Genomic DNA, 21,668 nt, shown 5'->3' with positions numbered 1-21,668 from the left:
GTTTCCCCATGTGAGAGTAGCACACTGCCAGGCTCCCATTCCTAAGAAGCCCTGTTCATACGAGCAGGGCTTTTTTTCGTTTCAATACTTGAAATAGAATTCAAAATTTAAATAGATAAAGATCAGAAAGTTGATTAAGGTCTTCGTATTCCTATTTTGCTTAGTACAACCTTAATGGCATTCAAAATATTTCCCGTATTAACAACAGAGCGCCTGATAATTGATAGGCTAACCAAATCAGACAGAACTTCAATCTATAAAATATTTTCTGACCCAAGAGTAATTGAAAATTACGATGTTGAGCGTTTCAAAGATATTAGCGAAGCAGATAATTTAGTTGATTACTTTGATGCACGTTTTGAAAGCTTTACCGGAATTCGTTGGGCTGCGAGAAAAAAGGGTTCCGGTGAGTTAATCGGAACGGCGGGTTTTACCACCTGGAATGAATTTGATCATAGTGTAAACCTTGGTTATGACTTAGCATTTGAATATTGGGGTCAGGGATACGCAACAGAAATGTTAGCTGTAATTTTAGATTACGCCTTCAGTGAAGGTTTTCCCTTTTTTGTGAACAGAATAGAGGCATCAATCCTCCCTCATAATGAAGCCTCAATTAAGCTGGTTAAACGTTTTGGTTTTCAATATGAAGGCACGCTCAGGGATAAGTGCTTTTGGAATGGCGCTTTTCATTCCATGGATTTGTATAGTTTAATTCGTCGAGACTTACCGGGGCGATAGCCACTGCTTTATCAGTAGCCAACCAACTTGCTTAGGGTGTGTCTCAACTTATCTTGAAGTTCTTTTTTGCCTTTTATCAACCCCTGCTTTTGTAGTTCAGACACGCTACGGTTTTGCAGTACATATTGAATAAGGATTGACATTTCTTCATCATCACTACGCGCAAAGTCTAATTTGTTTACACAGAATTGGTGGATAGCCCGTAAGCTTATATCCAGTGTTCTTTCTCCTTTAGCAAATTGCAGCAGTTCTTTATCTCGATAGTTTGGATTATCGTCAGTCCTATCTGCTTTGTTTATATGCTTATGGTATCTGTCTATCAAGATTTGTTTAACAAGAGCAGTATTCATCGTTTGGAATACCCTTGAAAGCTGGAATGTAAACTCTTGTTGGAACCTTTGAATTAGAAACGTTAAATCGGTTAATGCTGAGCTGGCAGTATTAGGAATTGCTCTAAGAACTAACGCGTTGAATTCCCCGGTGGTTGTTTCCTTTTTGTAGCTTATATCAACAATGTTAAAGCCTTGGCTTAACCAAAACTGCAGTGTCCCCACATCAAGGCCAAATGAAGCGCCAATAAAAGTTGCTTTAGCGTCTGCGCTTGTTTCATCGTCATAAGTCTCAATTAATTTCACTAACTCGGAAGCGAGCCCTCTACGTCTGTGGTGTTGAGATACAGCAATACGTACGATTCGGCGGTATTGGTAAGTAGAGAATGTTAGCTCTGAGCACAAATAACTTAGCCTTTGGGCTAGTAAGTGACCATTTGGCCTCCTTTTCCCACTGCTGATTTCATGTGCCAGTTTATTCAAACATTCCCCCCCTTCTAAGGCGGTTAGTGCCGTTGCTACAACCTTCCCTGAATCTATAATGACGAAAAGATCGTGATTGGGAGCTTCTAGTAAAGCCGTCAACGTATCGGGACTTGTTTGGTAATGCGCTTCAATAAGTAATGTAAATATATCGTGTAGCATTTCTGGAGAGTCCAGCAATTGCTGTTTGCTTACATAGCCAGAATAACGACCATCTTGACTAACTGTAAGCGACACGCGGTTTCGTTTAACGGAGCGCTGGCAGAAAAACTGAAACCAGAAGCGTTCAAGTGCATCTCCTTCGTACCATCTTAAAGGGGGGGATAAATAACAGTGCTTTGTATGTGGAAACTGTTCAATCAGTTGCGGTTTAAATCGGAGTTCAAAACCTTTTCCACTGCCTTCATAGCCATGAATAGTTGTACTGAAGACTAAGCGTTTATATAAATGACACAGTTTATTTAATAGGCTATTCGGAATCGTTGCAGCTTCATCAATTAAAATAAGATCCGCCTGAGGTTGCTCATCAATGAGTCTATCAATAGGCCAATAACATAAGCACGAATCAGCGCCTTTAGCTAACTCATAAAACCTAAAAGTTTGAGCACACTGAGAGCGATGGGAGGCGGTAACTATTACTTTTTTATTATACCTTTGAGTTAAGGTTGCAGCGGCTATTCCCAAAGAAGCGGATTTGCCTCGTCCTCTGTCAGCTTCAATTATAAGGGGGCGACTTCTGTGACCAATTGCCACTTTTATTACCGCATCAATAACGCTTTTTTGAGCGCTCGATACGTTAATGTTAGCTATTAATCTTTGTGTTTCCGGTCGCTCATTCAAAGTATCAACAGGAGCTAAAGGAAGTTTGCATTTATCAACTGTAATAATGGCAACGTCTTGATCATTTTCAATTTGTTGAATTAGCCGTTTTACGAAATAACTGGTTTGAAAATTTTCAACATAACCAAAAGAAATACGTTTCGGTAGTTCTGGGTCTTTATATGCAGGCCAAGAGTCAAAGGCAGGACAGAGAAGCAGCATTAGGCCGCCTTTTTGTACGGTTCCGGCAAGTGCCGATAAGGCGTTAGCGCGAATCCCTTGCCAAGCATTGTAGATTAATGCGTTAAATTCTTGTCCTAAAAATTGGCGGTATTTGCTGTTTTCAATGCAAGTCCCCAAGTTTGGTACAGCGACGCTTAATACCGGACTATTGCTATTTTCATTCAGTGCTTGAATAATGGATTTTGCAGTTTGTATCCCCCATTGTTCATCACCCGCAAGTATTAGAAGTTGGCGATGATGCGGACTCTGCTTTCTTTGCTCAAGCCATTGGAAAATCTCTGAGTGAAAATTCATGTAGCGTCTAGTAAATACGTGAAAAGAAGTAGTTTACGGCGTCTTACGGTGATTTTCTAATGTCTTAATCACTGAGAAATAAAATATACGAAGAATCGAGGCTATTGACTGAATAGTTTACACAAAGTAGAGAAATTCAGTTGGGTAATTACATTATCCTATTGCCGGGTAAATTTATACCATGATAGTCTTTCATCCTTAATCAACAATAGTGCATATGTTTATGAATATTTCACACTTTTTCCCGCCTAGAAGAATCCTTATGGGACCAGGCCCATCAGACGTTAACCCTCAAGTTTTAGCTGCTCAAGCAAAGCCGACCATTGGGCATCTTGACCCGCTATTTATTGGCTTAATGGATGAAATTAAGACCTTGTTGCAGTATGCATTTCAAACAGAAAATAAATTGACAATGGCTGTTTCTGCACCGGGTTCAGCCGGTATGGAAACGTGTTTTGTTAACCTCGTTGAGCCAGGTGATAAAGTTGTTGTTTGTATCAACGGCGTATTTGGTCAGCGTATGGCCGAAAATGTTAAGCGTTGCGGTGGGGTTCCTGTTGTTATCGAACAAAAATGGGGACGAGCTGTTGATCCTCAGCAAGTGGAAGATACATTAAAAGCGAACGCAGATGCGAAATTCTTGGCGTTTGTTCATGCTGAAACTTCAACAGGCGCGCTTTCGGATGCGAAAACATTGTGTGCCATTGCGAAACAGCATGGCTGCTTAAGCATTGTTGATGCAGTAACTTCACTTGGTGGTGTTGAATTACGCGTAGACGAATGGGGCATTGATGCTATTTATTCTGGTAGCCAAAAATGCTTATCATGTGTACCGGGTTTATCGCCAGTTAGCTTCAGCGATGCAGCGGTGGAGAAAATTAAAGCGCGCAAAACACCCGTTCAAAGTTGGTTCTTAGACCAATCGCTAGTCATGAGCTATTGGTCTGGCGAAGGCAAGCGTAGCTACCACCACACAGCTCCAGTTAATGCACTCTACGCATTACATGAGTCATTAGTCCTGCTTCAACAAGAAGGCTTAGAGAATTCTTGGGCACGCCATCAGAAAATGCACCTACAACTGCGTGATGGCTTAGATAAGCTTGGTTTAGAGCTAGTTGTGCCAGAAGCTGAGCGTTTACCTCAATTAAACAATATTTACATCCCAGAAGGCATTGATGATGCCTCAGTACGTAAACATTTGTTAGAAGAGTACAACCTAGAAATTGGCGCTGGTTTAGGTGATTTCGCAGGTAAAACATGGCGTATCGGATTGATGGGCTATGGTGCTCGTAGTGAAAACGTTGCCCTTTGTTTAGCGACACTTAGCAATGTTTTAAAATAAGTTCATCATACGAACAGTCTTGGTCGGGTTCCTTACCCGGCCAATTTCCCCACGCTAATTCTTTCTTGAAACTCTTCAAAAGGTTGCTACAATCCGCCCCGATGCTGTTTAGCTGCATCACAGAACCAAGGGGTGTCTGATTAGTGATTTATCATTAATCGTTAAGGCTGAGATCGAAGTTTATCGGAACCCTATAACCTGATCCGGATAATGCCGGCGTAGGGATGGTGATTCTACTCTTCACAAAGTTAGTACATCTTTTACCCTGCCGTAAAACCGGATCTTTTCATGTATATGAACAAGAAGAGATCCACGAAAAGTGAAAAAACAACACTTAGGTAAAACCTATCTTGCGTTAAGTCTGTGCGCGGTTTTTCAACCCGCTTTAGCAAATCAAATTGAAACCATTGAAGTCACCGCTGATTTTCGAGGCGATTCTATAGAAGATATAGCCAGTTCTGTGGCCGTAGTGTCTTTGGATACGATTAATACTCGTCAAGCCCAGCACCTTGAAGAAATTATCAATGTTGCTCCAAACGTCACGTTTGCCAGCGGTGCTGGTCGAGGACGCTTTGTTCAAATTCGTGGAATCGGCGAGCGTAGTCAGTTTGCGGAGCCAATCAACCCATCCGTTGGTTTTATTATCGATGATATGGATTTTTCTGGCACCGTTGGCATCGCTACGTTATTCGACATTGAACAAGTTGAAGTGCTAAATGGTCCACGAGGTACCGCTTTTGGTGCGTCAGCTATGGCGGGGTTAATTAAATTAAAAACCGTAGATCCATCAAAAGAAGCAAGCGGACGCTTTAAAGCGGGACTGGCGCAGAATAATACATGGGAACTCGCTGGGGCTTACGGCGATAGCTTAAGTGATGATTGGCAATATCGTGTTGCCGTTCAGCAATTTAAAAGCGATGGTTTTATTGAAAATAGCTATCTAGATCGTGACGATACCGACAACATCGACGAATTTTCTTCACGATTAAAATTACGTTATCAGCCTAACCAAGAGATGACCATGGATTTGTCCTATCAGTTTTTCGATATCGACAATGGTTACGATGCTTTTTCTTTAGATAACGATAGAAAAACTCGCTCTGATGAACCCGGATTCGATCGCCAACAAACCCATGCATTTGGTATCAATACAACATGGCAAGAAAGCTGGGGCAGCATCCAAACGGTACTAACTTACAATGATTCAGACATCGAGTATGGTTACGATGAAGACTGGACCTTTGTTGGTTTTCATCCCGATGAATACAGTTCGGTCGACGAATATTTCCGTAATCGCGAGAATAAAGCAGTAGATGTACGCATTATGTCGAACGCAAGTAGCAAGCTATTTGCTGATAGCACTTCATGGTTATTGGGCGTTTATTTGCGCGATACCAACGAATCCTTGCTGCGTCAATATACCTATGATGATGACTTTACCAGCGAATACAGCGTAGTGACTTACGCCGCGTACGGGCAATTCGAGACTACCCTCAGCGATAAATTGACGTTGGTTTCCGGCTTACGTGTAGAAACGAACGATATTGATTACCGTGATAATCGTGAATTTTCCGATGTTAGCGACGACACCTTAGTGGGCGGTAAACTGGTACTGGAATACGACTCTGAAACGTTCGGTTTGCTCTATGCTGGTGTGCATCGAGGCTACAAATTAGGAGGGTTTAATCCAGACCAACGCATCGAAAATGAACATCGCTTATTTGATGCCGAATACAACTGGAATTACGAAATTGGCTTGAAGCAGTTTTTCCTTGATAAGCGTTTATTTGTAGGAGTATCCGCGTTTTACATGGATCGCAAAGACACTCAAATTAGCGATTTCACTACATTGCCAATTGAAGGCAGCGAAGCGGTTAGTTTTGTTGATGTGATTGCCAATGCCGATTTAGGGACAAACTACGGGTTGGAATTGCAAACGCAATTTGAAATTAGCCCAAGTCTTAACCTGTTTACCAATCTAGGGTTACTTAACGCAGAGTTTGAAAACTATACCAATGCCAAAGGCGAGTACATTGAGAAGCAAGATCAGGCACAATCACCGGATTACACCTTTAATGTACGTTTGCAGTCAGATTTAAGCGAAAATCTTCGTTTAAACATTGAAGCCGACGGTAAAGGCGAACATCGTTTTTCCGATGGTCATGATGAACTTTCGCCTTCTTATGTGCTTTGGCATGCTAATTTGTCGTATCAGCTAAATGATTGGCAGTTGAGTTTATGGGCTAAAAACCTATTTGATAAAACCTATTTTGTGCGTGGCTTTGGTGGGTTTAACAACGATCCAAGAGACGGTTATTTTCCTGAAGAGCCTTACTATCAATTAGGTGATGGTAGACAGGTTGGCATTAGCGCTGACTACCGATTCTAATCACGACCATAAAATAACTTATAAGAGAGGGTGTCATGGACAGCATAATCAGTGAAGTATCGGCGCTAAGCCTGCTTGAAATGATAGCGGCGATATTAGCCTTTGCTTACGTTTGGCTAGCGGCGAAACAAAATATGCTGTGCTGGCCATGCGCCTTATTCAGTTCCAGCATTTATACTTGGGTTTTCTGGGAGTCTGCGTTGCCACATCAGTCATGGCTGAACATTTATTATGTGTTGATGGCTTTATATGGGTGGCTTTCATGGCGCAAAATCGCTGCTAATCAATCCGTATCCAGCGTTAAAACGTTGAGTATCAAATGGCATTTATTGTCTATCGTTATTTTGTTATTCGCCACGCATTTATTTGTGCAACTGGGTGATGGTACAACACATATTTCGACGCAATACTTGGACGCAGGTGTTGCCGTATTTAGTGTCTTCACAACATTTCTAGTCACCCAAAAAGTCATTGAAAACTGGGGCTACTGGATAGTGATCAATAGCATTGCAACATACTTGTACGCATCTCAAGGATTATATTTCACCACGATCCTATTTATCGGTTATTTCTTTATGGCGATTTATGGCTTAAAGAATTGGCAGCAACAATCGAGAATAGAAACTGGCTCAATGACTACTTAAACTGGCCTCATGACTGAATCACCTTCTGAATCGTTGATTTTACGCCTGCACGAATTCTTGCAGTCTTTACCTTGGTTGCCGGCTGGTTATCAAGTTGAGTTGCAAGTTTGTGAATCCAGTAATCACACCTTTAAGGTGACTGCGGGTAAAGAGCGCTATTTTGTTAAACATTTTCATGCGACAAGTTTCATGCCTTTTGATCGCGTTGAACGGTTTGCCGTACAAAAAGCCTTGGCTAACTTAGCTTGGGCACCGCGGCCTTTGGCTTTATCAGACGATCAACTTTGGCAGATAGAGCAATTTGTTGAAGTGGAGTGCGATACGTTAAATAAAGCAGAGCAGGGCAATAGGCAAAAGGATGTCGTCTTTAAAATAAAACAAAAAACCAAAGAACAAACAGAAGTCAGTCATTTTGCTTCAATTCAAAAGCTCGCTGAAGTCATGGCGCTGCTGCATTCTAGTTTCACCTTAACGGCTGAGCCATCTATCTCAACATCAATCTCAAATAGTTCCCTAATCCCAAAAGAGATAAAAGAGCTTGCGTTGATCTCACATTGGCATTTGTATTTATCTTACATCGACAAAAGGAAACAAGACGACTATCTAGATGAAATCCATGCGCTAACGCCGCGTTGGCAAAGTATGGAGAAAACCACCTTGTGTCACCATGACTTTGCTCTGAATCATGTCGTTATAAATCCGAATCAACATATGGTGTTTGATTGGGAATATGCAGCAATCGGCCATCCTGCGTTTGATGTCGCCTGCGCGATTATGGCTAACAACTTCTCTTCACAAGAAGCGCAGTTCTTAGTATTGGCTTATGTAAAGTCTGCGCATCAACAAGGCTATCTTATAAATCATTCGGAAAAAGAGATTGCTGAGCAGGTCGCCGCAGCGAGGCCTTTAGTTGAGCTAACAAACCGCTTGTGGTTTGATGCTTACCATCAGCAGCTCCGTCAGCATTTAGCTTGTTAAATAGCCAGAGAAGACAATAAATAGTCAGACGAATCAATTAAGTGAAAAAAGCCCTTTACCTTTTTAAGTGCTTAGATATAATGCCGCAGCTTGTCGCAGATAAGCGAGTGTAACTCTAGGGGCGTAGTTCCAATTGGTAGAACAGCGGTCTCCAAAACCGATGGTTGGGGGTTCGAGTCCCTCCGCCCCTGCCACTCTCACAGAATATGTTGAAGTGGGTGAGTAAATGTCTAAGCAAAGTTATTTCCAAAAAGCGATACTTTCTGAGCTAGGCATTTCCTCGTGGCAGCTCTCAGATGTAACACTTTTATCTCCAGAGATTCAATCCTCCTCAGCTCAAAATTATCGTAAACAAGAATCTGTTCCTGATGAATCGATTACATCGGTTTATTCCGCACAGGAACCTAGTACCCAACAAGAAGCTCCTCCAAAAACATCCGTGGATGTAACAGGTAAAGTCGTCTTTGCTTCCAAAACGTTAGCAGAGAAGTTACCGCAATGGTGGGTGAAAGATGTGCTCATTACATTAGATGCCAACCAACATGATTTACTGATATTGGAAGATAACGAAATCGCTGCGAACGCTGAAAATGCCAAGCTTATTTTGATAGAGGAGCAGAGTGCGGCGTCAAGCATTGAATCGATTCCATCACTTACCTACAAAGTGACATCATCCTTAATGGATAGCGACGCTAAAAAGCGTTTATGGGATGTAATGCAAAACTCATCAAAGCGCTAATGTCGCAATAAGACAATTTAAAAGGGGACTTTGCTTGTGCCTGACCAACCTCAAATTGACGTTATTCCTCCTTCTCAATACCAAGACGCCTTTCAATTACAACTCAATTGCCATGTGTTTCCGTGGAGCGAAGGTCAGTTTGCTGATTGCCTTACCGAGCCATACTTTGGCTTCCAATTGCTGCAAAACGAGCAAATAGTAGGCTACTACATTGGCTTGAAAGTGTCGGTTGAAGTTACCTTGATGGATATTGGTATTGACCAAAGTGAGCGAGGGAAGGGGTTTGGTAAAATGCTATTGCAGCATTTCTTGCGTGAAAGTAACCGTTTGCAGGCTCATGAAGCGTGGTTGGAAGTGAGAGTGTCTAATATTACCGCTATCGCCCTTTATCATGATATGGGTTTTGAAGAAATCGAACGCAGAAAAAACTACTATCCAACAGAAAACGGCAAAGAGGATGCCATTATCATGCGTTTAATACTGGGGCAATAACCTGTACTTTTTGGCAGTTTAATTTTGTGATTCCCCGCAGGACAACACCCGCATTTTTCACCTTATTGGCAAGCGCTTATTTTCTCTTGCTTTCACACTTACATTCTTAAATAGTGCCTTGGATTACCTGCAAATTTTAGCTTTGATGAAGGTTCCTCCTATGGCAAACGATCTCCAGTGGCTTGAATCCCAACTTGCGCAACAAGGTGTGTTAGTCAGCGCTTATATTGTGGCTAACGGCATCTCCCACGACAACATTCAAACCTATATTGAGCAAGGCCAGTTGCAGCGGCTTTCCATCGGTTTATATGGAAAAGAGCAGCAAGATGTTAGTTGGCCTTATATTGTTAATGCGCTACAACATCAACAACTGATACCGGTTCGACTTTCCGGTATAACTAGTCTGAAAGTGCAAGGCATGATTAGTGAACCAATTACTTCTGGCGAGAAAATACAACTGGTTTCCAACCAATTTGAAAAGCTGCCGAAATGGGCGCATGAGCAATCGGTTTCAGTCGTGAATAAAGTCAGTCGAATTTTTTCGAAAACACCAGAAAACCAACTAACCAACGTTGAGCTGAATGGCTTAACGCTAGTGGCAAGCAGTGTTGAACTTTCAATTTTAGAATATTTAGAGCAAGTCACCGATGAGGCGCGTTTCGGAGCAGCGCTCAAGTTAATTCAGTCCATCGAATCCATTAATATCGATAATATGCTGTCTTTATTAATACATTCGGCATCGGATAAGGCGAACCGATTATTTTTACATTTTGCTTGTAAAACGCAGCAGAAATGGGCAAAAGCATTTAGCGAAGTCCCCGTTAGTGATGAAGTGGTTACGGTGATTCGAGATGGCATCGTGGATACTCGACATAACATTACAATCCCCGCATTTTATCCTGCTTAATAACTTTCCCCTCTTCCACATAAAAAAGGCCGTCCAAGGACGGCCAAAACTACGGATGTTGCTGTAGTTAGGGTTGGGAGACGGTTTTGGTCTTGGCTAATGCTTGACGATGCAAAGACCACTTCAAAACAAAAAATCCAACGCAAGCTGAAAGCATGGATGCGATTAAGATACCTAAGCGTTCATCAATCAGGGTGTTCTTGGTTTCATCAAAGGCAAGGGAGCCGATAAACAAACTCATGGTAAAACCAACACCACATAAGATAGATACGCCGTAAAGTTGTAAAAAGCTCATTGTCCGCGGTAGTCGAGCAATTCCCAATTTTATGCTGAGCAAACATAAGCCAAAAATACCCACTTGTTTACCCACGAATAAGCCCAGCGCAATACCTAAAGTGACGGGATGCATAACGGACTCAAGACTAATATTGCGTAAATCCACACCTGCATTGGCAAACGCAAATATTGGCAAGATAACGAAAGCGACTGATGGGTGCAGACTATGTTCTAAATACTTCACTGGCGAATAGGATTTGATTTTTTCTCGCGAACGCATAGGAATGAAAAAAGCGAGGATAACGCCAGCTAAAGTTGCATGCACTCCTGACTTCAATAACGCCGTCCAAAGCACTACGCCAACCAATATGTAGGCAGGAATATCAACCACTCGGCGTTTATTTAAAATCCCTAAAACGAGTAAACAAACTGCGGCGATAATCAATGGAACAAAGGCAATATTGTGGGTGTAAAACAGTGCGATAATTAGAATGGCACCGATGTCATCAATAATTGCTAACGTAACCAAAAATAATTTAACAGATGAAGGAACCGAGCGACCCAGTAACGCTAAAATACCCAAAGCAAAAGCAATGTCTGTGGCCGCAGGAATAGCCCAACCAGCGCGCGTTGCGGGCTCGTCATAATTAAAAAATGTATAGATAACAGCAGGCACCGCCATGCCACCTACAGCGCCAATCATGGGAAGTAATACATTTTGCGGGCGTGTTAACTGGCCTTCTAACATTTCGCGTTTGAGTTCAAGCCCAACAAGAAAGAAAAACACGGCCATTAAGCCATCGTTTATCCATAACAATAGGGGTTTATTAATGCCAAAATCGCCAATATGCACACCCGCTACAACGGAAACTAGCATGTTGTAATATTCAGACAGTGGACTATTGGCAACCAGTAATGCTAGGACTGTTGCCGCCATAAGCAGGATGCCGCTGGCTGCTTCGAGCCTGAAAAAATCTTGGAGTGAATTCATTGGTTTTGAGATTACCTCGTAAACGTTTTGAAAAATGGCTCTAGTCAACGTTGTGTTAATCTACTAACTTACATACCCAGAATAAACCTGCTTATTTCTGCTTCTGAATTCGGGAAATACGAATGATCACAAATATTAACTACAACCACTTTTACTATTTCTGGATGGTTAGTCGAGAAGGAAGCATTGCTAAGGCATCCAAATCTCTCTACCTAACCCCGCAAACGGTCAGCGCGCAAATCAGTTGCTTGGAAGAGCGCCTTGGCAACAAACTTTTTGAGCGCCAAGGGCGACAACTCGTTTTGACTGATTTTGGTAAAATAACCAAAAAGTACGCTGACGATATTTTTAGTCTAGCTGAAGAATGGTTAGAAACCACATCAGGTAACCATGGGGATTATGCGCAAAATGTAAAGGTGGGGATTTCCGATGCTTTGCCTAAATCATTGGTTTCTAAATGGTTGGCACCGGTATTACAGTCTAAACATAAGGTGAACATTACGTGTATTGATGGGGGACAGCAAGAGTTGTTAGCGCAGTTGGCAATACACAAACTTGATATGGTTTTTGCTGATATTCCAACGGACACACAATACCACTTGAAGGTGTACTGTCATGAAATCGAAAAAAGCGAGATTGGTTTCTTTGGTAAGGAAGAGTGGCTGAAACGCTTTACTCAACCATTCCCTCAATGCGTCACCGAGGAAAAGCTGCTTTTACCCGGCAAGCAAAGCCCGATGAATCGCGCGATTGAATACTGGTTGGCAGATAAGCAACTGCAAGTAACCATTGCCGGTCATGTTGATGACAGCGCATTGATGAAAGCGTTTGGTAATCGTGGCTTTGGTATTTTCCCTGCACCATTGATGGTGAAAAGCGAGGTGGAACGTAATTACAACGTCAAAATGATAGGCAAAATAGAGAATGTCTTTCAGTCATATTATTTGATAACACCAGAACGAAAAATTGCCAATGCGGCGGTAAACGAATTAGTTGCACATTTAACCTCAAAAAATAAACAAGAGGATGTACCCACCTAACAACGTAAAGCTCACGCATTGCCGTTTATGAAGCAGCATTTGGGTAGGTGATGAGTGCATTAAATCAGCCTCGCTATGTGTACTCATTGTTTACCCAATATTTTCTATCGTTTTCCTTAAGTTTTTGCTGATAAAAGAAAAGCAGGTTTTCATTTGAGCAATCATTGTTTATAGCGGCAAGATCAGGGAAAATAGCGCGCAATTTTTCAGTATTAATCGAAATTCAACCAGAAGATTTACATTCATGTCGAATTCAGTAGCGCAGGAAGTCGCCCGTAGAAAGACTTTCGCCATTATCAGTCACCCCGATGCCGGAAAAACCACCATTACAGAAAAGGTTCTTTTGTTCGGGAATGCCTTGCAAACCGCAGGTACCGTAAAAGGGAAAAAGTCAGGTCAGCATGCAAAATCTGACTGGATGGAAATGGAAAAAGAGCGTGGTATTTCTGTTACCACATCCGTTATGCAATTCCCGTATCGCGACAAGCTTGTTAACTTGCTGGATACACCGGGGCACGAAGACTTCTCAGAAGATACCTATCGCACCTTAACGGCGGTAGATTCCTGTTTAATGGTCATCGACTCGGCAAAAGGCGTAGAGGCACGTACTATCAAATTGATGGAAGTCACGCGCTTACGTACCACGCCAATTATCACCTTTATGAACAAGCTGGACCGTGATATTCGCGATCCAATTGAGTTACTTGATGAAGTGGAAGACATCCTCAAAATCAAGTGTGCGCCCATTTCTTGGCCTATAGGCATGGGCAAAGAGTTTAAAGGCGTGTATCACTTGTTACGCGATGAAGCGATTTTATATTCCACGGGGCAAGGTCATACCATCCAAGAAGAGCGCATCATTAAAGGCTTGGATAACCCAGAATTGGATGAAGCAATTGGCTACTACGCCGAAGAATTGCGTGAAATGTTGGAGTTAGTACAAGGCGCATCCCATGAGTTTAATTTAGAAGAGTTTTTAAATGGGGAACTAACGCCCGTCTTCTTTGGCACGGCACTGGGTAACTTTGGGGTCAATCATATGCTAGATGGCTTAACCGAGTGGGCGCCAGCGCCACAATCTCGCGAAACCGATGATCGAACTGTCCAACCTGAAGAAGAAAAGTTCAGTGGTTTTATCTTTAAAATACAAGCCAATATGGACCCAAAACACCGAGACCGCGTGGCGTTTTGTCGAATTGTCTCGGGCAAGTACGAAAAAGGTATGAAAATGCATCAGCCTCGTGTTGGCAAAGATGTACGAATCTCTGATGCCCTCACGTTTTTAGCTGGCGACAGAACCTTGCTCGAAGAAGCCTATGCTGGCGACATCATTGGTTTACATAATCATGGCACCATTCAAATTGGTGATACGTTCACCTCAGGTGAAAAGTTCCGCTTTAGCGGTATTCCTAATTTTGCACCAGAACTATTCAAACGCATTCGTTTAAAAGATCCGCTGAAACAAAAGCAACTTTTGAAAGGCTTGATTCAATTAGCCGAAGAAGGTGCCGTGCAGGTTTTCCGACCCATGATCAACAATGATTTGATCGTTGGTGCGGTGGGAGTGCTGCAATTTGATGTGGTTGTGGCACGGCTAAAAGCAGAATATAACGTGGATGCATTATATGAACATGTAAATGTGGCCACTGCGCGTTGGGTTTATTGTGATGACGATGCAAAACTCACCGAATTTAAACGCAAAAACGAAGTGAATTTAGCGTTAGATGGTGGTGATAACCTAACTTACATTGCACCGACTATGGTCAATCTATCTTTAGCGCAGGAACGCTATCCAGACGTGAACTTTAACAAAACTCGGGAACACTAAGCTTAATGAACATTCAGCAGTTACTTTTAGATAAATTCAAAGCCGCGTTAGTTAGCATTGGTGCACCAGAAAATGCTCCCACACCTTTAACACGAAGCACTCGTCCTGAGTTTGGCGAATATCAATTTAACGGTGCCATGGCGCTAGCTAAACTGATAAAACAAAAGCCACGTGATATTGCTGAGAAGATTGTAGCGGCGGTCGATCTTGATGGCATCGCAGATAAGCTAGAAATTGCCGGTCCCGGTTTTATTAATATTCATTTGCACCCCGAATTTTTGGGGCAGCAAATGGCAGCGCTGGTGGCCTCTGATCGCCTCAGTATTGAACCTCAGCAGCCGAAAACTGTTGTTGTAGACTATTCCTCGCCTAACCTTGCCAAAGAAATGCACGTAGGCCATTTGCGTACCACTATTATTGGTGATGCCGTCGTCAAAACTTTGGAATTCATGGGACACAAGGTGATTCGTCAGAATCACATGGGGGACTGGGGGACACAGTTTGGTATGTTGCTCGCACACTTGAGCGACAAACTTCAAGCCAACGAAGTCGCGGAAACGGCATTGTCTGACTTGGAAGACTTTTATCGTGAAGCTAAAGTTCGCTTTGATGAAGAAGACGGTTTTGCAGATCGCGCTCGAGATTATGTGGTTAGGCTACAGGGGGGCGATGAGCAGTGTATGCAGCTTTGGCATCGTTTCATTGATGTATCTGTTGCACACAGTGAAGAAGTATATAAAAAGCTCAATGTTAGCTTAACGCGCAAAGACATTATGGGTGAAAGCGCCTACAACGACGACCTTGCTAATGTAGTGGCTGAGTTACAAGAGAAGGGGATTGCCGTTGAAGATCAAGGCGCAAAAGTCGTTTTCCTTGAAGAATTAGCCGACAAAGAAGGTAATCCGGCTGTTTACATTGTGCAAAAGTCTGGTGGTGGTTACTTATATTCCACAACCGATTTGGCCGCTATCCGCTATCGCTCTGGTGTATTAAAAGCCGACAGAACGTTAATCTTAACCGATGCACGCCAAGCTTTGCATTTTAAACAAACCGAGATAGTTGCCCGTAAGGCTGGCTTTATGCTACCTGAGCAAAGCTACGAGCATTGTCCTTTTGGCATGATGTTGGGGAGTGATGGTAAGCCGTTTAAAACGCGTTCTGGTGGTACTGTTAAGCTTGCGGAGTTATTAGATGAAGCCGTTGAGCGAGCTGAAAAGCTTATTGCCGAGCGTAGCACGGATTTATCCGAAGCCGAAAGAAAAGAGGTTGCGCGCATTGTCGGGATTGGCTCGGTAAAATATGCCGATTTAAGCAAAAACCGCTCTACCGATTACATGTTCAACTGGGATTCCATGTTGAGCTTTGAAGGCAATACGGCACCATACCTGCAATACGCTTATACCCGCGTCATGAGTATTTTCAGAAAAGCCGATGTTGATTTGAATAGTTTGGATGCGCCTGTATCGGTCGTTGAGATGCAGGAACGCACTTTAGCAGTAAAATTATTGCAAATGGTTGAAGCCATCAACGTTGTTTTGGTTGAAGCAACACCGCATGTCTTGTGTACCTATGTTTATGAGTTAGCCAGTGCCTTTATGAGCTTCTACGAGGCTTGCCCAATCTTAAAAGATGATGTGGACGAGGCAACGCGTAACAGTCGCTTGATGTTAGCTGCTGCAACAGCAAATAGCATTAAGTTGAGTCTTGAACTTCTTGGTATCGAAACGCTCGACAAAATGTAACCTTTTTAAGCCACCTTGGTTGGCTTGGCAGTAAAACAATGGCATAAGGGGAGTTTTTTCTCCCCTTGCAGTATGGCATTCTTGACCGCTTCGGTCTCAATCTATCAAAAATAACTAGAAGGATGTTCTGTATGAAGTGGAAGTTGTTGTTGTCGTTTGTGTTGTTTTCCGTGTTAACTGGCTGTGCAAACGGGCCGTTATTTACCAAAGTCACACCAGAAGCGAATGAGTCGATATTTTATGTTTATCGAAGTTTCGACATTAATACGGTTGGCGAATGGCCATCTGTGCATCTAAACGGTAAACCTTTGGCAGTATTGCCAGAAGAGTCATACAGCTTCGCACGTTTAAAGCCGGGTAAGCACAACATTCAAATTTACAAGCATGGCATCGTAACGGGTGATAAAGAGCGTCCTTATTACGATGTTACCTTTGAAGTGTCAGCACGCTCAGAAATATACATGCGTTGGTCCAACTTAATGGGCAATCCAACCGTTATGTTGCCAGAAGGCCATGAAAGTAGCATGGTGTCTGTAAAATCGGTGGAGTATGGATTTGTCCATAAAGATTTAGGTCGTTCAGAAATCTCCGTGACAAAAATGGTAACACCTGAGCAATTGGGGGCCATCGAGGCGCTAAATTAAATTTAGCTATTCGGGTTTATTGCATTGTTTAAGGCGTCAATTTACGTTTCTTGATGAGTGTTAGAACAGGACTGTAGGCATAGATTGGCGTCTTACCTTTTTCACCATATAGCGTTAAAAATATTTATACCTTATTTAAAATCGTGAGCCGGTTCACAATTTTTTTAATTTAATTATTCTTTTCATATTTACACTTATTTCACATTGATGTTTTCCAAAAATGCTCCTTGAAAGCGGTTTCTAAATCTTACCCTCCTTATCTATAAAGCGTTTCCGATGAATGTTAATAAAATGTTTCTATTTCATTGATGTGTAAATAAAAAGTATTTTATTTACCTGTAAAATATATAAAACATTTTTTAATCGATGCCTATGAAACCTACCCGTCCCCAAGGCGTTCTAATAACAGGTATCCGTTGTTACTATTGGGTCTATGCAAGGTTAACTGCAAGGAGATAATATGAAATGTCCGCATTGTGGTACAAGTATCCAATTGTTTTCTAAAGCACTTAACAAGTGGGGCAGAGTTAAGAGTTGTCCATCTTGTGAAAAGAAGGTTAAGCTCGCACCGAGTCTAAAATGGCTGCTTATTTTATTTATTCCTATTGTTGCCTCCCATGTCTTCTTACTTAAACCTTATATTCTTGCGCTTGGTATAGATGGAGGAAGTTTCGCTTTCCTTTGGTATGTTAGCTTGATGTTACTAACATTAAGGCTGGATAATGCCGAAGATGAAGGATTTATTTATTCAAAGTTCTGAAAATTACCCAAAAGAGATTTTTCTTTTTCTCAATTACCAATAGGTCTGTCATACTGTTGGCAAGTTGGTCCGGCTATTGCTAGTCGGGTATTAAGAAGTTAAGACGGTTTTTGAGAAGGGGTTATGCGCATTTACCTACCACTCTTCATTATTTTTTTCCTTTTCGGATGCATACCGAGTGACGCTATTGCTGCTCAAAAGCCGGTTAAATTTATATTCTGCTACGAAAATAAAGAAGTCTTACCCCACTTTACGGGATCGGGTCGACGCGTGCCTGAGCACTTCCCCGGTGCTACGATTGAAATTATGCAGGAACTCAATAATCAGGTGGCAGCCGTGCAAATACAATTTGTGCGTTACCCGTGGAAACGCTGCTTGAGCGATTTACGAGATGGTTATGTCGACGGTGTCATTGGCCGCTACTCAGACGAGCGCGCAAATTTTGGGGTTTATCCTCGCAAATCCAGCGGTGATTTAGACAGCAGCAAGGCAATGTTGAGTAATCAAACTTGCTTCATTTTTAACCGTCGTCGTACAGACTTCACATGGGATGGTAAAACGCTAGTGATGAGTGCCCCGGTGAGTGTATCAGTTCCTAGCGGTTATCAGCTGATCCAAGATTTGAGCAGTAAAGGCTTGGAAATTTATGAAACGAATACAATAAATCTGGCTCATCGTCTTTTATTCAATGGTAGGGTTGATGCATCCGTTGCTAATTGTAAAGAGCAGAACTTACCGCTTGGCTTCGAGCACAATCCTATTCCCGTCGTCTCTAATTCTGGCTATTTAATTTTTAGTCAACCATTCTATAAAATGCACACACCTGCGGCGAAAGCTTTATGGGAAGCATTAGAAAGCCTTGATAAGGAAGCCTTCTACAACAAGTACGCCGATTACCATTAGGCAAGCGCAGAGCTCCTATACTTACCGCATTTATTTACTTAAAATCCCACGATGATGGTTAATCTTCTAAAGCTGGAATCAACATTGTGTTTGAAGTGAGCATTTTAGCATTGGCGTTAAGTATGGATGCCTTTGCCGTATCAATTGGCCTTGGCGCCAAACACTTATCCCGCACCTCTTCTTTGCCTATTATGGCTGGCGTTTATTTTGGATTATTTCAAGGCGTTATGCCGATGCTTGGCTACGCAGGTGGAATTGGCCTTTTGGGCTGGATACAAGATTACGCACCCTGGGTCGCTTTCATTCTGCTCTTATTAATTGGAGGCAAAATGATTTATGAGTCTTTTGCTGAAGGCATTGAGGATGACATTGCCCAAATAACTCACAGAGTTATGTTAATGTTGGCCATTGCTACCAGCATTGATGCTTTGGCCGCAGGTTTTTCTCTTACTTTGCTTGAAGTTGATGCATTCTTCGCCTGTTTCATCATTGGTGCGGTAACTGCGTTATTCAGCGCGGTAGGTGTCAAAATAGGCGCCAAGAGCGGCACTTGGTTAGAAAGCAGAGCAGAATTATTTGGCGGCATTGTTTTGATTTTGATCGGTTTTAAAATGCTTATTTTTTAAGTTTTAATTCTTGAAAAAGCTTTATTTTCAAATGTAATAATTTGTTTTTATGTGTTGATATTAACGCCTTTTTTTAAAATATAATTTGTATGAATTCTGTTTTTATTTCCTGAATATTTTCATAAGTATATGTAAAGAAAGGTTTTTTATTTTCTGTGAATTTGTTCTCAATATTGACAAGTAAAAAACATTTGAAAAATTCCACTTATTAAAATCCTCTAAAATTAACGTTATTTTATGTGAAAAAATATTATTTAATAGAGTCTTATGATTCACATTAAAGGTTTTTTAATTGACCTAAATGTGATTTGTTGTTTAGTTTGTCCTCGCTTAGTAAGTAAAAAGAGGATAAATAATGAAATTTTTAAAGCAGTTAAAACTCCACTGGTGTATACCGTTTTTAGGTATGCTGTTTTCCAGCTATTCACTCGCACTCACTCCCAAAGAAGCAGGGCAAAAAGGGATGGACTTTATCACCAAGGCTGCGGTGGACTGGCAAAATGCAAGAGGGGGAAGTGATAGATCTTGTTTCGCTTGTCATACCCAAGGGTTAAGCATTTGGGGAGCCTCAATTGGCACAACGCGTGGCTATACCGTAAACCAACAACATTTGGCTGAGTTGGTTAAAACCATTGTACGAGAACAGGATGCCGACGATCTTTGGCGTCATCACGGTGGGAATATTGCGCCAACAATGACCACAGCAATCGCTTCTTCTGGATTGGCTTTCTACGATAGAAGTGTGGCAACCGATGCACAGCAGACCTTTTTAAGTGGTGCAGAAAAGTTGTGGTCTCGGCAAGAAGCGAGCGGACGTTGGGTGTCTGATGGTGTTTGGAAGAACCATAGTTCAGAAGTCTTCCGTTTTGATAACAATAGCTCTGTTACCGCTATGTCGATTATTACAATGCGCAGAGCCTTTGAGATCACCAAAGCCCCGAAATATGAAGAATCCTATTTGAAAGCGGTAGAGTGGCTAAAAGGCGTTCAGCCATCAGATACTCAGTCGTTGGGTTATAAAATGGCAGGTTTAATCGAAGGGAAAGTTCCCAAGTCCGACGCTGCAATTCAATCCGTGATTACAACGCTAAAGGCAAGGCAAAACCCCGATGGTGGATTTGGCGTATATCAAGGAAGAGCAAGTAGTTCGTTTCAAACTGGCGTTGCGGTATATGCATTAAGGTTGGGTGGGTTAACCTCAACTGACAGTGCAGTTAGTCGAGGAGTTGCTTATTTACTTAATTCTCAGCGAGCCGATGGTTCTTGGCCTGTTGGAGCCGCCCAAATTAGCGCGAATGATAGAGTTGCGTCTAACATGTGGGCAGTAATCGCATTAGGGGAATTTGGTGAATTTGGCGTTGATATTCAAGCTACGCCAGAAGGCCAAGAGTTGCTAGCCTTTAGCGATACCCATCAGATTATCAATTATGTTTTTACCGTCACAAATACGGGGAATGCTGAAACGCCGGAAACCTTTGATATTAAATTGTCGGGTGGTTATCCCGGATTCCCAGCTGCATTAGATAAGAGCGTGGTGACGTTAGCATCGGGTGAATCTAACGATATTCATTTCACTATGTTTGCGCCGCCTAATTTACCTTTTGGCTTCCCTGTAACGCATTCGGTGATGGCGACATCGCAAGCACGCAGTGAAACCTTTGCCATTACCTCGGTAACGAGTGCAACACCACCACCGCCACCAGCAGTAGGACACAACACGAATGTGATGTTCATTGAAGGCGAAAATCTTGTTATCGACACCAATGATACCGTACGTTTAGCGGTTCATGTGATTGATACGCAAACAAACAGTTTTGTGGTAGGCAGTAGCGATCCAAACCAAAGCATCGGTAATGTAAGCTTCTTTGTTGGCGGCGTTAACATTGGCGGCGATAATGACGCAGACGGTGATGGCGTGTTCGAAATCTCTTGGACGCCGGGCTATAACTGGTCGAGTCTTGGTGATCAAAGCTTACTCGTCACTTACTCTGGTATTGATAAACCTGAGCCGCAATCGGATTTACTCTTTAGCTTTGCTATTTCTGCCATCAATATTGAAGCGGCACCTGTGACGCCAGAAGTAATTGCAGAAGAAGTCTTGGCTGATATTGCTGATGTGGTTGCGCTGCTTCCTGTGAATGCAAGTCCTGCCGTATTCAATCATTATCAGAGTGCGCAAGATGCTATTAACGCTGCACTAGAGGCGTTGTTAGTAGGTGATTCAGCCGCAGCGATTGGCTTCTTTGAAGATGCCATTTTGAGCTTGCAAGATGCCATTAGTAAAACCGATAAAGAGCGTTGTTCTGCTAATAAGAACACTGGTAAGAAAGGTAACAAAGGCGGTAAAGACTGTATCGAAGACGACTTAGCTGATTTAACCATTATGCAAATTAATAGTGTTATTGAGGTAATTCGACAAGCTATTGCGTTAATTGCATAAGCGTTAGCTTATTAAATATTT

The 21,668-nt window shown here is 42.2% G+C and carries 18 protein-coding genes, 1 tRNA gene and 1 riboswitch; of the genes, 17 read left to right on the top strand and 2 right to left on the bottom strand.

The window, feature by feature from the left end:
• Positions 1 to 174: 174 nt before the first annotated feature.
• Positions 175 to 738 carry a GNAT family N-acetyltransferase gene (locus HJG39_RS14655; RefSeq protein ID WP_268410145.1) on the top strand — a complete coding sequence of 188 codons (564 nt, stop codon included), beginning with the start codon at positions 175 to 177 and terminating at the stop codon, positions 736 to 738.
• A gap of 11 nt (positions 739 to 749) precedes the next feature.
• Here HJG39_RS14655 and HJG39_RS14650 read toward each other — a convergent pair whose 3' ends face one another.
• Positions 750 to 2,906: a GNAT family N-acetyltransferase gene (locus HJG39_RS14650; protein WP_268410144.1), complete on the bottom strand. Its 2,157-nt coding sequence runs from the start codon at positions 2,904 to 2,906 to the stop codon at positions 750 to 752.
• 217 nt (positions 2,907 to 3,123) lie between these two features.
• Between HJG39_RS14650 and HJG39_RS14645 the strand changes: the two genes are divergently transcribed.
• The 8 genes from HJG39_RS14645 to HJG39_RS14610 all read left to right on the top strand — a co-directional run bounded on the left by HJG39_RS14645 (position 3,124) and on the right by HJG39_RS14610 (position 10,397).
• The gene (locus tag HJG39_RS14645; RefSeq protein WP_268410143.1) at positions 3,124 to 4,248 is read left to right on the top strand and encodes a pyridoxal-phosphate-dependent aminotransferase family protein; all 1,125 of its coding nucleotides are present in this window, start codon (positions 3,124 to 3,126) and stop codon (positions 4,246 to 4,248) included.
• Between the two features lie 118 nt (positions 4,249 to 4,366).
• A riboswitch (TPP riboswitch) is annotated at positions 4,367 to 4,490 on the top strand.
• A gap of 77 nt (positions 4,491 to 4,567) precedes the next feature.
• On the top strand, positions 4,568 to 6,637 hold the full coding sequence (locus tag HJG39_RS14640) for a TonB-dependent receptor (RefSeq protein ID WP_268410142.1): 2,070 nt from the start codon (positions 4,568 to 4,570) through the stop codon (positions 6,635 to 6,637).
• Between the two features lie 35 nt (positions 6,638 to 6,672).
• Complete coding sequence (gene pnuC / locus HJG39_RS14635; protein WP_268410141.1) at positions 6,673 to 7,281, top strand: nicotinamide riboside transporter PnuC; 609 nt, start codon at positions 6,673 to 6,675, stop codon at positions 7,279 to 7,281.
• A 9-nt stretch (positions 7,282 to 7,290) separates the two neighbouring features.
• Positions 7,291 to 8,259, top strand: coding sequence for a phosphotransferase (locus HJG39_RS14630; RefSeq protein ID WP_268410140.1), 969 nt, complete (start codon positions 7,291 to 7,293; stop codon positions 8,257 to 8,259).
• Positions 8,260 to 8,376: 117 nt separating this feature from the next.
• Positions 8,377 to 8,453 (top strand) — tRNA-Trp (locus HJG39_RS14625).
• A gap of 32 nt (positions 8,454 to 8,485) precedes the next feature.
• A complete protein-coding gene (locus HJG39_RS14620) occupies positions 8,486 to 8,998 on the top strand; it encodes a hypothetical protein (RefSeq protein WP_268410139.1) in 513 nt (170 codons plus the stop codon).
• A 36-nt stretch (positions 8,999 to 9,034) separates the two neighbouring features.
• On the top strand, positions 9,035 to 9,490 hold the full coding sequence (gene rimI, locus HJG39_RS14615; protein WP_268410137.1) for a ribosomal protein S18-alanine N-acetyltransferase: 456 nt from the start codon (positions 9,035 to 9,037) through the stop codon (positions 9,488 to 9,490).
• A gap of 160 nt (positions 9,491 to 9,650) precedes the next feature.
• Entirely contained in the window at positions 9,651 to 10,397 is a 747-nt protein-coding gene (locus HJG39_RS14610) for a type IV toxin-antitoxin system AbiEi family antitoxin domain-containing protein (RefSeq protein ID WP_268410135.1), read from the top strand.
• A 67-nt stretch (positions 10,398 to 10,464) separates the two neighbouring features.
• Here the strand turns inward: HJG39_RS14610 and nhaA are convergent, their stop codons facing one another.
• Complete coding sequence (gene nhaA / locus HJG39_RS14605) at positions 10,465 to 11,664, bottom strand: Na+/H+ antiporter NhaA (protein ID WP_268410133.1); 1,200 nt, start codon at positions 11,662 to 11,664, stop codon at positions 10,465 to 10,467.
• A gap of 122 nt (positions 11,665 to 11,786) precedes the next feature.
• Between nhaA and nhaR the strand changes: the two genes are divergently transcribed.
• The 8 genes from nhaR (at position 11,787) to HJG39_RS14565 (ending at position 21,647) form a co-directional block, all read left to right on the top strand.
• Positions 11,787 to 12,704, top strand: coding sequence for a transcriptional activator NhaR (gene nhaR / locus HJG39_RS14600; RefSeq protein WP_268410131.1), 918 nt, complete (start codon positions 11,787 to 11,789; stop codon positions 12,702 to 12,704).
• Positions 12,705 to 12,948: 244 nt separating this feature from the next.
• Positions 12,949 to 14,532, top strand: a complete 1,584-nt coding sequence (prfC, locus tag HJG39_RS14595) for a peptide chain release factor 3 (protein ID WP_268410130.1) — start codon at positions 12,949 to 12,951, stop codon at positions 14,530 to 14,532.
• Positions 14,533 to 14,537: 5 nt separating this feature from the next.
• Positions 14,538 to 16,274 carry an arginine--tRNA ligase gene (gene argS / locus HJG39_RS14590; RefSeq protein ID WP_268410128.1) on the top strand — a complete coding sequence of 579 codons (1,737 nt, stop codon included), beginning with the start codon at positions 14,538 to 14,540 and terminating at the stop codon, positions 16,272 to 16,274.
• Between the two features lie 131 nt (positions 16,275 to 16,405).
• Entirely contained in the window at positions 16,406 to 16,918 is a 513-nt protein-coding gene (locus tag HJG39_RS14585; protein WP_268410126.1) for a hypothetical protein, read from the top strand.
• Between the two features lie 460 nt (positions 16,919 to 17,378).
• The gene (locus HJG39_RS14580; RefSeq protein WP_268410125.1) at positions 17,379 to 17,678 is read left to right on the top strand and encodes a hypothetical protein; all 300 of its coding nucleotides are present in this window, start codon (positions 17,379 to 17,381) and stop codon (positions 17,676 to 17,678) included.
• 123 nt (positions 17,679 to 17,801) lie between these two features.
• Positions 17,802 to 18,581, top strand: a complete 780-nt coding sequence (locus HJG39_RS14575) for a transporter substrate-binding domain-containing protein (RefSeq protein WP_268410123.1) — start codon at positions 17,802 to 17,804, stop codon at positions 18,579 to 18,581.
• A gap of 86 nt (positions 18,582 to 18,667) precedes the next feature.
• Positions 18,668 to 19,207: a manganese efflux pump MntP gene (locus HJG39_RS14570; RefSeq protein WP_268410121.1), complete on the top strand. Its 540-nt coding sequence runs from the start codon at positions 18,668 to 18,670 to the stop codon at positions 19,205 to 19,207.
• A gap of 355 nt (positions 19,208 to 19,562) precedes the next feature.
• Complete coding sequence (locus HJG39_RS14565; protein ID WP_268410120.1) at positions 19,563 to 21,647, top strand: hypothetical protein; 2,085 nt, start codon at positions 19,563 to 19,565, stop codon at positions 21,645 to 21,647.
• The last annotated feature ends 21 nt before the right edge of the window (positions 21,648 to 21,668 follow it).

The organism is Alteromonas sp. a30 (assembly GCF_026788005.1).
Lineage (GTDB): Bacteria > Pseudomonadota > Gammaproteobacteria > Enterobacterales > Alteromonadaceae > Paraneptunicella.
Note: the sequence above shows the minus strand (reverse complement) of the source record. Positions and strands in the feature narration are given on the sequence as shown.

What these genes read in the sequence shown, in the direction of transcription:
- HJG39_RS14655 (WP_268410145.1), top strand. Translation starts at nt 175, where the DNA reads ATGGCATTCAAAATATTTCCCGTATTAACAACAGAGCGCCTGATAATT.
- HJG39_RS14650 (WP_268410144.1), bottom strand. Translation starts at nt 2,906, where the DNA reads ATGAATTTTCACTCAGAGATTTTCCAATGGCTTGAGCAAAGAAAGCAG.
- HJG39_RS14645 (WP_268410143.1), top strand. Translation starts at nt 3,124, where the DNA reads ATGTTTATGAATATTTCACACTTTTTCCCGCCTAGAAGAATCCTTATG.
- pnuC (WP_268410141.1), top strand. Translation starts at nt 6,673, where the DNA reads ATGGACAGCATAATCAGTGAAGTATCGGCGCTAAGCCTGCTTGAAATG.
- HJG39_RS14630 (WP_268410140.1), top strand. Translation starts at nt 7,291, where the DNA reads ATGACTGAATCACCTTCTGAATCGTTGATTTTACGCCTGCACGAATTC.
- HJG39_RS14620 (WP_268410139.1), top strand. Translation starts at nt 8,486, where the DNA reads ATGTCTAAGCAAAGTTATTTCCAAAAAGCGATACTTTCTGAGCTAGGC.
- HJG39_RS14610 (WP_268410135.1), top strand. Translation starts at nt 9,651, where the DNA reads ATGGCAAACGATCTCCAGTGGCTTGAATCCCAACTTGCGCAACAAGGT.
- nhaA (WP_268410133.1), bottom strand. Translation starts at nt 11,664, where the DNA reads ATGAATTCACTCCAAGATTTTTTCAGGCTCGAAGCAGCCAGCGGCATC.
- nhaR (WP_268410131.1), top strand. Translation starts at nt 11,787, where the DNA reads ATGATCACAAATATTAACTACAACCACTTTTACTATTTCTGGATGGTT.
- prfC (WP_268410130.1), top strand. Translation starts at nt 12,949, where the DNA reads ATGTCGAATTCAGTAGCGCAGGAAGTCGCCCGTAGAAAGACTTTCGCC.
- argS (WP_268410128.1), top strand. Translation starts at nt 14,538, where the DNA reads ATGAACATTCAGCAGTTACTTTTAGATAAATTCAAAGCCGCGTTAGTT.
- HJG39_RS14585 (WP_268410126.1), top strand. Translation starts at nt 16,406, where the DNA reads ATGAAGTGGAAGTTGTTGTTGTCGTTTGTGTTGTTTTCCGTGTTAACT.
- HJG39_RS14580 (WP_268410125.1), top strand. Translation starts at nt 17,379, where the DNA reads ATGAAATGTCCGCATTGTGGTACAAGTATCCAATTGTTTTCTAAAGCA.
- HJG39_RS14575 (WP_268410123.1), top strand. Translation starts at nt 17,802, where the DNA reads ATGCGCATTTACCTACCACTCTTCATTATTTTTTTCCTTTTCGGATGC.
- HJG39_RS14565 (WP_268410120.1), top strand. Translation starts at nt 19,563, where the DNA reads ATGAAATTTTTAAAGCAGTTAAAACTCCACTGGTGTATACCGTTTTTA.